The 10388-nt window shown below is 69.2% G+C and carries 8 protein-coding genes and 1 pseudogene; 2 read left to right on the forward strand and 7 right to left on the reverse strand.

Annotated features, from left to right (window positions below; all coding sequences use genetic code 11):
- Positions 1–40 precede the first annotated feature (40 nt).
- Positions 41–2131: a PhoX family protein gene (locus AC1DBE_RS11295; RefSeq protein WP_476970576.1), complete on the reverse strand. Its 2091-nt coding sequence runs from the start codon at positions 2129–2131 to the stop codon at positions 41–43.
- 160 nt (positions 2132–2291) lie between these two features.
- Entirely contained in the window at positions 2292–3326 is a 1035-nt protein-coding gene (locus tag AC1DBE_RS11300) for an o-succinylbenzoate synthase (protein WP_476970577.1), read from the reverse strand.
- Between the two features lie 137 nt (positions 3327–3463).
- On the opposite strand from AC1DBE_RS11300, the gene AC1DBE_RS11305 reads away from it, so the two are divergent.
- Together AC1DBE_RS11305 and AC1DBE_RS11310 are read left to right on the forward strand one after the other, a co-directional pair.
- Positions 3464–4408 carry a phosphatase PAP2 family protein gene (locus tag AC1DBE_RS11305; RefSeq protein ID WP_476970578.1) on the forward strand — a complete coding sequence of 315 codons (945 nt, stop codon included), beginning with the start codon at positions 3464–3466 and terminating at the stop codon, positions 4406–4408.
- A 133-nt stretch (positions 4409–4541) separates the two neighbouring features.
- Positions 4542–5753, forward strand: coding sequence for an aminotransferase class I/II-fold pyridoxal phosphate-dependent enzyme (locus tag AC1DBE_RS11310; RefSeq protein ID WP_476970579.1), 1212 nt, complete (start codon positions 4542–4544; stop codon positions 5751–5753).
- A 27-nt stretch (positions 5754–5780) separates the two neighbouring features.
- Here AC1DBE_RS11310 and AC1DBE_RS11315 read toward each other — a convergent pair whose 3' ends face one another.
- The 5 genes and pseudogenes from AC1DBE_RS11315 to AC1DBE_RS11335 all read right to left on the reverse strand — a co-directional run.
- Positions 5781–6995, reverse strand: a complete 1215-nt coding sequence (locus tag AC1DBE_RS11315) for an MFS transporter (RefSeq protein WP_476970580.1) — start codon at positions 6993–6995, stop codon at positions 5781–5783.
- 40 nt (positions 6996–7035) lie between these two features.
- Positions 7036–7782 carry a GAF and ANTAR domain-containing protein gene (locus AC1DBE_RS11320; protein WP_476970581.1) on the reverse strand — a complete coding sequence of 249 codons (747 nt, stop codon included), beginning with the start codon at positions 7780–7782 and terminating at the stop codon, positions 7036–7038.
- A gap of 16 nt (positions 7783–7798) precedes the next feature.
- Entirely contained in the window at positions 7799–9256 is a 1458-nt protein-coding gene (locus tag AC1DBE_RS11325) for a MinD/ParA family ATP-binding protein (protein ID WP_476970582.1), read from the reverse strand.
- A 448-nt stretch (positions 9257–9704) separates the two neighbouring features.
- Positions 9705–9962: a hypothetical protein gene (locus AC1DBE_RS11330; RefSeq protein ID WP_476970583.1), complete on the reverse strand. Its 258-nt coding sequence runs from the start codon at positions 9960–9962 to the stop codon at positions 9705–9707.
- 171 nt (positions 9963–10133) lie between these two features.
- Positions 10134–10388, reverse strand: a pseudogene (locus AC1DBE_RS11335) (MBL fold metallo-hydrolase); the annotation flags it as partial.

Genomic DNA, 10388 nt, shown 5'->3' on the forward strand with positions numbered 1-10388 from the left:
GCCGTGCTACTCAGTCGACCGGGTCCCGCGGCCTGCGGAATCAGTCGTCCGTGCGGAACACCTGCACCACGGAGGGGCGCGGAACCCGGGCCTGGCCCGGCTTCGGCGTTGCACCGGCGGCCACGTAGTCCGGGAAGGCGGAGTGCTGGGCCTCGAAGGTGCCCTCCTCGCCGGGGTGCTGGACGGAGACGAAGACGTGGCGTTCCTCGTCGTGGATGACCGGGCCGCAGGTTTCGGCGTCCCGGGGCACGGCGAGGAACTGCTCCACCCGGCCGCGCTCCGGCCCGTCGAGGGTGACCTTGAAGAGCCCGTCCGCGTGGCCGGTGCTCGAGGGTGCGCCGTCGGTGGAGATCCAGAGGTCACCCACCGAGTCGAAGGCCACGTTGTCCGGGCAGGAAATGGGTGAGACCTGGCTGGCGGGGAAGCCGGAGAAGTACGTGGAGCTGTTCTTGGCCGGATCCCCGCAGACCATCAGCAGGGTCCAGTTGAACCTGGTGGAGGTCTGGTCCCCGGTCTCGGTGATCTCCACGATGTGGCCGTCCCGGTTCAGGGTGCGCGGGTTGACCTCGGTGGCGCCCTCCTTGCCGGCCTTGCCGCGGTCCGAGTTGTTGGTGCAGACCACGTAGACCTTGCCGGTGTGCAGGCTCGGCTGGACGTCCTCGCAGCGGTCCATCTTGGTGGGGCCAACCTGGTCCGCGGCGAGGCGGGTGTAGACCAGGACTTCCTCCACCGACATCCCGGCGACCATGGACTTGCCGGCCACGACCAGCGGCAGCCACTCACCGGAGCCGTCGAACGCGCCGTCGGAAGGCAGTTTGCCCGATCCGTCGATTTCCGACGCCGGGGAGTCGCCACTGAACTTGGCAACGAAGAGATCGCCCTCGGAGAGCAGCGTCATGTTGTGCCTGCGGTCCGCCGGCGCGGTGCCCGGACGGTACTTGCCCCTGGAGACGAACTTGTAGAGGTAGTCGAAGCGCTCGTCATCGCCCATGTAGGCCACCACATGGCCGGAGGCGGCGACAATGACGTTGGCGCCCTCGTGCTTGAAGCGGCCCATCGCGGAGTGCTTCTTGGGGGTCGACGCCGGGTCCTGCGGGTCCACTTCCACGATCCAGCCGAACCGGTTGCTTTCGTTGGCGTAGCCGGGGTTGCGGGTGTCGAAGCGGGGGTCGTCGAGTTCCCACTGGCGGGCAGTCGGCTTGCTGGTCAGGCCGTAGCGCTTGTCTCCCGCGGAGGTGCCTGCGGAGACGAAGTAGCCGTTGAAGTTCTCCTCGCCGGAGAGGATGGTGCCCCACGGGGTGGTGCCGCCGGAGCAGTTGCCCAGCGTGCCCTTGATGGTCCGGCCGGCCGGGTCGGCCACGGTGGTGACGAGTGCGGACCCGGCGGCGGGTCCGGTGAGTTCGTAGCTGGTGTCGGTCAGGAAGCGGCGGTTCAGCGGCGCGCCCTTGACGTAGCGCCAGGGCTGGTTCTTGTTCTGCCGCTCGAGTTCCACCACCGTCAGGCCGTGGGCGGCGCGGCCGATGGCCCGGGTTTCCGCGGCGTCGTAACCGGCCGGGACCATGATGTTCTCGTTGGTGTACTCGTGGTTGGTGAAGAGCACGGCCCGGCGGTTCTTGGCGTCCAGCGGCAGGATGTCGGTGTAGTCGTTGTTGTAGCCGAACTGGCGCGCCTGGGCGGCGGCGCTCTGGCGGTCCACGTCGAAGGCCGGCGAGTCGTTGAAGAGCGGGTCGCCCCAGCGGATGATCGGCTGCCAGGTGAACCCGGCCGGGACGGTGAAGGCATCCACCGCGGCGTCCACCGGGGCGATGGCGGTGAACTTCAGCTTGGACTTCCCGAAGCCTTTCTTGGCAGCGTCAGCCAGGCCCGGGCCTGCGGCGGAGGCCGGTTCGGCGGCGGTGACGGCGTTGCCGAAGACGACGGCGAGCGCCCCGGCGGCGCCGATGCCGAGGGCGGCGCGGCGGGACATCGTTGCGGAGGCGATGTCGCGGAAGTAGCCGTTGGAGCTGGTGTTGCAGACCTCGCCGGAGCAGGCGTTGTCGCATTTGAGCGCGCAGGTCACGGGGCTGCGTTTGCCCTTGGTGTGGCCGAGCATGGGCAGGAGGGAAAATTTGCGTCCGGCGGATACAGACATAGTGATGGCCCTTTCAGGCAGAGGGATGCGTCCCGGCCACCCTGCCAGCGGCGGACAACGTGCAGCGGTCCCCAAGGTGAAGAGCCGATGAACCCTCTGTGTTCCCGCGCACCCCCGTCGATTGCTCCGTAAGTGCCGTTTTCTGGGTCCAGTAGGGCGGCTACGGAGCAGTCGATGCGGCGAGGACGGCGTGCACCCGCCGGAGCCGGTCCAGCCACCAGTCGCGACGTTCGCCGGGGGCGGCGTACTCGGCCAGCAGACCGTCGTCGACGGCGACGTCCCGGAGCCGGATCGCGCCGTCGTCGGGAACCAGGGGGTCACGGGTGACGTCCGCCGCGAGCAGCGACACGGTCCCGAGGCCGCAGGCGTAGGGCAGCTCGGGCAGGGCGGCGGCGAGCGCCAGCCCGGCGCGGATCCCCACGGAAGTGTCCAGCGCGGAACTGACGACGGCGGGCAGCCCGGCCTGCGCCACAATGTCCAGGGCGCGCCGTACCCCGCCCAGCGGGGCCACCTTCACCACAATCAGGTCCGCCGCGCCCGCGCGGGCCACCTTGAGCGGGTCCTCTTCCTTGCGCACGCTCTCGTCCGCGGCGATCAGCACCGGCACCCCGGCTGCCCGCAGCCTGCGCCGCACCTCCGCGAGCCCGTCGATGTCCGGGACCGGCTGTTCGGCGTATTCGAGTCCGACGGCGGCCAGCCGGGTCAGTGCCTCCATTGCCCCGGGCACGTCCCAGCCGCCGTTCGCGTCCACCCGGATGGCGGCGTCCGGCAGTTCGGCGCGGACGGCGGCCACCCGGGCGGCGTCGTCGTCGAGCGTCTGGCCGGGCTCGGCCACTTTGACCTTGACGGCGTCCACCCGGCCGAAGCTGGCCAGGACCTCCGGCACCCGGCCGGCGGCAACGGCCGGGACCGTGGCGTTCACCGGGATACTGGACCGCAGGGGCGCAGGGAACCCGAGCCAGCCCGCTTCGACGGCGGCGGACAGCCAGCGGGCGGCCTCGGCGTCCCCGTATTCGGGGAAGGGGCAGAACTCGCCCCAGCCGTGGGGGCCGCGCAGCAGCAGGGCCTCGCGTTGCATGATGCCGCGGAACTTCACGCGCATGGGCAGGCTCACCACGCGGGCGGAATCCAGGAGTTCTTCAACGCCGCCGGGGTTCGGGCCGGACGGAGACGGGCGGTCGGCAGGGGTGGGCATGGCTGTACTCTACCCGCGGCCCCGACCACGGACCGGCCACCGGGCAACGGCTACCTCCCGTGCGCGGACGCTTCATCCGGTGAGCGGCCAGCCGCCCTTCAGGCCACTCGCAGCGTTATATGGGACCCTTATGAACGATGATTTCTCGGCAGAAGCGCAGCGAAACTCCCCCGGCAGCGGACGGCACCCGGCCGGTCCGGTCCCCGGCGGGTGTGCCGGGCCGGTCAACCGGGGTCCTCTTCCTGCTGGCCACCCTGGTTTCCGCGGCAGCCCTCGCCGCCACGTATTACTTCTATGTCCGGACCACCACAGGACAGTTCATCGACGAATCGGCCCTGGTCGAGGCAGTCGAAATCCACGGCGCCGCCGGCAAGGCGAGCAATAAGCTCCTCGACTGGCTGCCGGCCCTCTCGGTCCTGATCGCCTCCGTGATGGTGGTCTTCGTGACCGTGGCGCGCCGCCGCTGGGCCGCCGCCGGAATTGCCGTCGCCGCCGCCGTCGGGGCGAACATCGCCACCCAGGTCCTGAAGGATCTGCTGCCGGTGCGCCCGTTCCGCGGGATCGAGACCCTGGAATTCAATTCGCTTCCGTCAGGGCACACCACCCTGGCGGCCTCGGCCGCGGCGGCCGTCTTCCTGATGGTGTCCCCGCGCTGGCGGCCGCTGGCCGGCTTCCTGGGCGGCAGCTTCGCCGTCGCCACCGGGGTCTCCACCCTGATCAACCAGTGGCACCGGCCCGCGGACGTGGTGGCGGCGTTCCTGGTGGTGGCGGCCTTCACCCTCCCGGCGGGCTGGCTGATCATGCGGTCCGGTCCGCGGTGGAATGTGTGGGACGGCTACAACGCCCACTGGGCCTCGGCCCGGATCTGGGTGGCCGCTCCGGTCCTGGCGGGCCTGGGTTCGGCTGCCGTGGCCACGTACTCGCTGTTGAAGATTGCGCCCGGCCCCGGCCAGGAAGGCAGCACCACCAACTACTTCTGGGCCGGGACCTCGCTGATCGTCATCACCGGCTACCTGGCCACCATCGCCGGGGTCTGGCTGTTTGGGCATGCCGCCCGACGCCGGGACGCACCGGCCGCCTGAGGCCGGCCTGCCTGAGGGGACCCCGCAGGTCCCTTTACAACCCCGGGCGCCGGGGCCACAATAAGCACCTCCACAGCCTCCACTGGCTCAGCAGCGCGCTGGCTTCCGTCACCCGGCCCGGAGGGAGCCCACCATGGGCGACACCACCGCAGCACCCGTCTCACGCCGGGCCGCCCGGCTCGCCTCCGTCCCGTCCCAGCTGCGGATCAACGCTTACCTGGCGGGCTCGGTGTACGCCCGGCGGCAGGACGACCCGGGGGTCTGCGACTTCACCTTCGGGAACCCGCACGAGATGCCGCAGGACGCCTACGTACAGGCGCTGCGCGAGGTGCTTACCCCGCACACGGAGAAGTGGTTCGCGTACAAGACCAACGAAGCCGCGGCACAGGCCGCCGCGGCCGACTCCCTGCGGGGCCATCTGGGCGTGGCCTTCGAGGCCGACGACATCTTCCTGACCACCGGCGGGTTCGCGGCCATCAGCGTGGCGTTGAAGGCCGTCGGCGACCCCGGGGACGAGGTGATCTTCAGCCTCCCGCCGTGGTTCTTCTACGAGCCGCTGGCCGTCGAGGCCGGCCTGGTCCCGGTGAAAGTCGGCATTGACGCCGAGACTCTCGACCTTGACCTTGCGGCCATCCGCTCGGCCGTGACAGAGCGGACCCGCGCGGTGATCGTGAATTCGCCCAACAACCCCACCGGCAGGATCTACCCGCCGGCCCTCCTCGCGGACCTGGCCGACCTGCTGGAGGCGGAGTCCGCGCGGATCGGGCACCGCATCTACCTGATCTCCGACGAGGCCTACAACCGGATCGTCTTCGATGGAGCACGTTTCCACAGTCCGGCCGAGTTTTATCCCTACACGCTGCTTGCCTACACGTACGGCAAGACCCACCTCGCGCCGGGCCAGCGGATCGGCTACCTCGCGGTCTCCCCCGCCATTTCGGACCGGGCCGGCCTGCGCGGGGCCGTTGCGGCCCTGCAGATGGCCGGCGGCTGGGTCTTCCCCAACGCCGTAATGCAGTACGCCCTGCCGCGGCTCGAGGAGTTCTCCATCGACATCGGCCGGCTTCAGCGCCGGCGTGATGTGCTGGTCGATGCGCTCACCGGGATGGGCTACCGGCTGCACCGGCCCGAGGGCACGTTCTACCTTTTTGTGCGCACCCCGGACGGGACCGACGACGACGCGTTCGCCGACGCGCTGGCCGAGGACGGGGTCTTTGTCCTGCCGGGCACCCTGTTCGAGACACCCGGGTATTTCCGCATCTCGCTGACCGCCAATGACGACATGGTCGCCCGCAGCCTGCCGCTCTTTGCCGCGGCGATCCGGCGCGCGTCCGGCCCGGCGTAATCCGGGCGGCGGCCCCTCGGCGGAGGGTCAGTAGTTGCGGCGGTGCCGGAGGCGGGGAATGGTGATGGCGAAGACTGCTGCGGCCGCGAAGCCGATCAGGCCGGTGGCGCCCACGCCCGTGCCCAGCGACGCAGCTGCGGTGACGCCGGAGAGCAGGACCGGGCCGCCGGTGGCGCCGGCGTCGGCCATAAACCGCCAGATGCCCAGGAACTGGCCGCGCCCGTTGTCCGGCGAGAAGTCGGCCCCGAGGGTCATGTTCAGCCCGGAGCTGATGCCGTTCCCGAAGCCGATCAGCAGCGCAGCCAGGAGCAGTCCCACGAACCCGGCGCTCAGCGGGATCAGCAGCATCGCGGTGCCCATGATCAGGGTGGAGGGCACGGCCACCCATTGCCGGCCCTTGCGGTCCATCAGCTTCCCGGCCGGGTAGAAGACCAGCATGTCGATGGCCCCGGAGATGCCGTAGATCAGCGACGCCTGGGTGGCGTCCATGCCCAGGTGGTCGGCCCACAGCGGGATCACCACCTGCCGGGACGCCCGCAGCGCGCTGAGCAGCAGCACGCCCACACCCACGCTGAGGAACACTCCGGCGTGGGACACGGCCACACTGCGCAGCGTGGGCTGCGGGGCCGGCTCACCGTCGGCGGGCGTCGGCGCCGCCACCAGGTCCGGGATGGTCACGGAGAGGACCGCGGCTGCCGCCATGGCCACGACGCCGGCCCAGTAGGCTGCGCTGATGCCGCCGAACTGCATCACCGCGGCACCGATGAACGGCCCGATGAAGATGCCGATCCGGTTGACCCCGCCCAGGGTGGACAGGGCGCGGGCGCGCAGGATGACGGGGACGGCTTCGGTGAGGTACTTCTGCCGGGCCAGGCTGAAGACGCTGGCGGCCATGCCCACCACCACCATGGCGGCGGCGAGCAGCCAGATCCCGTCCGGCAGGAGCGGGGACAGGGCGGCTGCGGCGAGGGCGGCGGCGCTGGCGGCCGCGGCCCCGACGATCGCCCAGCGTTCGCCGAATTTCAGGGTGATGAGCGACGCGGGGAGGTTGAAGAACCAGGAACCGAGCCCGATCAGGGTCACGATCAGCGCCGCGACGGCCACCGTGGCGCCGAGGTCCCGGGCGGAGAGTGCCACCACGGGAAGGATCGCGCCTTCGCCGATGCTGAACAACAGTGCCGGGCCGAAGGCGGGGACGGCGATGCTGCGGAGGCTGAAACCGGCGGGGCGTGTTGTGGTCATCCCCTTCATCCTAGGACCGCGGGTGCGGCCCTCCGGGGGTTCAGCGCTCGAAGTGCGTGTGGATTTCCTCACCCGTGACGTTCTTGAGGACGTCGGCTGCAACGTCGCGCAGCTTCTGGTTCCGGTTGCTGGAGACGCGGGTCAGGATGGCCATGGCCTCCTCCTGCGAGCACCGGTTCTGTGCCATCACCACGCCGCAGGCCAGGTCGATGGAGGTGCGGTGTTCCATGGCCGACTGCAGGTCCTCGGCGCGGGCCTGGGCCGTGCCGATTCGGACTGCCAGGCGCAGCGCCCGGCCGGCGAGGTCGGCGAAACCGGCGGCCTCGGCCACAATGTCGGAGGTGAAAACGCCGGTGGTGGAGGCGAAGAAGTTCAGCGCGGCCGCGGAGTCCTCACCGATTTCCAGGGGCACGCCGAGGGTGCTGCGGCAGCCGTGGGCGGCGAGCTGCTCCTGGTATTCGGGCCAGCGCGGGTCCGTGGCAACGTCGGCCAGGAGGACAATTCCGCGGGTGCGCAGTGCCTCGATGCAGGGGCCCTCGCCCAGGCTTTGCTCGATGCGGTCGAGGATGACGGCCTTCGTGCTGCTGCCCGCCACGGTCATGGTCTTTTTCCGGCGCTGCAGGGTGACACCGCATTCGATGTCGACGCCGGCGGAGTGGCTGAGGATGGCGGCTGAAAACTCGGCGAGGCGGTCCAGGAAATCCTCGACGTTCTCGGTGCCGACAATAAGGTCCTGCAGCTGGAGGGCGGCGTCTTTTCCGGCGTCGTTCCCTGCGTACTTGCTCATGGCCTAAATCTAGCGGTTAGACGTAGCCGTCGACGATTGCGGCGGCAATCTCGCGGTACGCCCGCCGGGTCTCGGGCCGGAGCGAATCGAGGGTGACGAGGTCGCCGTCGGCCACTCCGCGGTCGTGCGGGACGGCGATCAGCTGGCGGCAAATACCGGAGAGGTGGTCCTCGATGGCATCCTTGTCCACCCGCGAGGAGACCTCGTCCTTGTCCGTGATGACCACGACGGCGTTCCGGGCCAGGTCCTCGTAGCCGTGGTCGGCCAGCCAATGCAGGGTGCTCCGGGCGCGCTTGGCGCCGCTGACGGCGTAGCCGGCCGCGATGATGAGGTTGTCCGCCGACTGCAGGATCCCGCTCATGGCGTTGTGGGTGACGCCGGTGCCGCAGTCGGTGAGGGCCACGGAGTAGTAGCCGGAGATGAGTTTGCGGATCCGCAGGTACTCCTCGGCGGTGAGCGAATCGGAGACCTCCGGGTCCTGCTCACCGGCGATCAGGTGGAGGCGGCCGGCGTGGTGCATGTAGCGGGCCAGGGCCGTCAGCGAATCAATGGAGTCAACGTTGCGGAGCAGGTCGCTGATGGTCCGCGGCGCCTGCTGCTGGTAGATGCCCTCACCCAGTGCGCGTTCCACGAGGTCGCCCGAGTCCGGGTTCGCGTCGATCGCGCAGGGCGGGTCGCCGCGGTACTCGGCCAGGGTCAGCCCGACGCCCACGGTGGTGGAGGTCTTGCCGATGCCGCCCTTGAGGCTCAGCACCGCGGTGTTGTAGCTGCCCTGAAGCTGCCGGGAAATCCTGCGCGCCAGTTCGTCCTCTTCGCGCTGACGGGCGCTCGGGCCCAGGTTCAGGCTGCCGCCGGTGAGGCTGTAGAGGGCGCCGCGGATGCCGCCGACGGGCCGGGGCTTCTGCTCGCGGACAAAGAGGCCCGGGGAGCTGATGAAGTCCGGAACCGGCGCGTTGGCCAGGGCCGCGGCTCGGCTCGCGGAGCGGGTGGCGCGGGTGGGCTGCGGCGGCACGGCTGCGGCGTCGGCCGCCCGGCCCGCCCGGGTGCTGCTGTCCGGCTGGTCCGCCACAGCGGACCCAGCGGTGTCCGGCCCGGCCGCCGTCGTTTCCGGGTCCTCCGGAGCTGCCGGTGTTGCCGGGGCAGCGGGGGCGAACGACGCCGGCGGCGCGGCGGGCTGGACGGGCGTGGCGGGGATCTGGCTGATCACCGGGGTGGTGCCTGTGGCGGGATTTCCGAAGCGCTCATCGGCGGCCTCGGCGGCCTGCGCCCAGGAGCTGCTGCGCAGCGGTGCCGGGCGGGTGGGAGCTTCAGGGGTGTCCGCCTGGGGGCTGCGGGGGTTGACGACCGGCATGGTTCCTGTCCGGGCAGCAGTGTTGTCCCCGTCGGCGCGACGCAGGTCGCGGCGACGGCGGAGTTCAGGCTGTCCTGAGTTTTCAGCAGTGGCAGCTGAGTTGTCTTCCACCGATTCGGGCATCTTTTGGTTTCTCCCCCAGGACTCACAGCGGAGCACGCTGCGGCGCTTGTTGTGACTTCTTTCAAAGGGCCAGTCTAGGCGTAGTCGCCAGCACCCTTAGCTTCGGCCGGTTTTCAGGCGCCGTTCCGGGCCCTTTTAGTGGTGCGCCCGGGTCTCCTGCAGACGCTTGATGAACCAGCGGGACTGGTCCGGTTGCCCTGAAACCGGCTAAGGAAAGTCCTGGCTAGGTTATGACAAATACCCAAATGAGAACGCCGACTACTGCGACGGCCAATGAACCAAGTGCAAGGTTTCCCACGAGGCGACGAACATTCTCGGCACGGTATGGCGTCGGTACGGAATCCACACGGTTCCATCGACGCTCATGCCTCGCCCTGTCAATCGCCACATCGGCATTCTAACGCGAGATTTCGAAATGCTAATGACCACATCCGAAGCAGGATAAAAACTACCCCATGGCTTCATTTTGGTGCGGCAATTGGCAATGACCGCCATCGTTGGAGTGGCGGTGAACTTCGCGTTCAGGATAACAATTTTGAATGGCGCCAGAATACTTGGTTGACGTCGGCGGCGGCACATCGGGCGGCGGCGTAACCTGCGCCGGTAAGTCTCGTTGATCCAACCAGGACCGCTGAGGGAACGGATCATCCGCGACTATGTGGCGTTCAATAAATCCGCGAACTGCATCTTTGATTCGGATGCTCATAAAACGACGGTAGGGGACATGGAAATCGTTTGCATGAGTACCCCGCACCTGCCCGGCGGCGACAGAACACCTACTTCCGGGGAGCGTTTTGGCCACGCACGGGATGGCTCCAACTAGCAGAGTCCACGCAGCTCTATCGCATTACGCGCAAACCTCTGCTGCCGGTGCCAGTTAGTGGTGCGCCCGGGTCTCCTGCAGGCGTTTGATGAACCAGCGGGACTGCTCCGGCCCGTACGGCAGGATCGGGACGGCCTTGGTAGCGTCGTTGGGCGTCTCACGGGTGGCCTGGGTGGCCTGCCGCACGGCGGTGCTCATGGTGTTGGCCATGGTTTTGACGAACTGGTCGCTGCAGGGTTCGCCGTGGCCTGGGATCAGGAATTCGTAGCGGTGGCGCAGGGCGGACAGGTGCCGCAGGGCGTCGGCCCA

The organism is Arthrobacter sp. 10T416 (assembly GCF_056394165.1).

What these genes read in the sequence shown, in the direction of transcription:
- AC1DBE_RS11295 (WP_476970576.1), bottom strand. Translation starts at nt 2,131, where the DNA reads ATGTCTGTATCCGCCGGACGCAAATTTTCCCTCCTGCCCATGCTCGGC.
- AC1DBE_RS11300 (WP_476970577.1), bottom strand. Translation starts at nt 3,326, where the DNA reads ATGCCCACCCCTGCCGACCGCCCGTCTCCGTCCGGCCCGAACCCCGGC.
- AC1DBE_RS11315 (WP_476970580.1), bottom strand. Translation starts at nt 6,995, where the DNA reads ATGACCACAACACGCCCCGCCGGTTTCAGCCTCCGCAGCATCGCCGTC.
- AC1DBE_RS11310 (WP_476970579.1), top strand. Translation starts at nt 4,542, where the DNA reads ATGGGCGACACCACCGCAGCACCCGTCTCACGCCGGGCCGCCCGGCTC.
- AC1DBE_RS11330 (WP_476970583.1), bottom strand. Translation starts at nt 9,962, where the DNA reads ATGAGCATCCGAATCAAAGATGCAGTTCGCGGATTTATTGAACGCCAC.
- AC1DBE_RS11320 (WP_476970581.1), bottom strand. Translation starts at nt 7,782, where the DNA reads ATGAGCAAGTACGCAGGGAACGACGCCGGAAAAGACGCCGCCCTCCAG.
- AC1DBE_RS11325 (WP_476970582.1), bottom strand. Translation starts at nt 9,256, where the DNA reads ATGCCCGAATCGGTGGAAGACAACTCAGCTGCCACTGCTGAAAACTCA.
- AC1DBE_RS11305 (WP_476970578.1), top strand. Translation starts at nt 3,464, where the DNA reads ATGATTTCTCGGCAGAAGCGCAGCGAAACTCCCCCGGCAGCGGACGGC.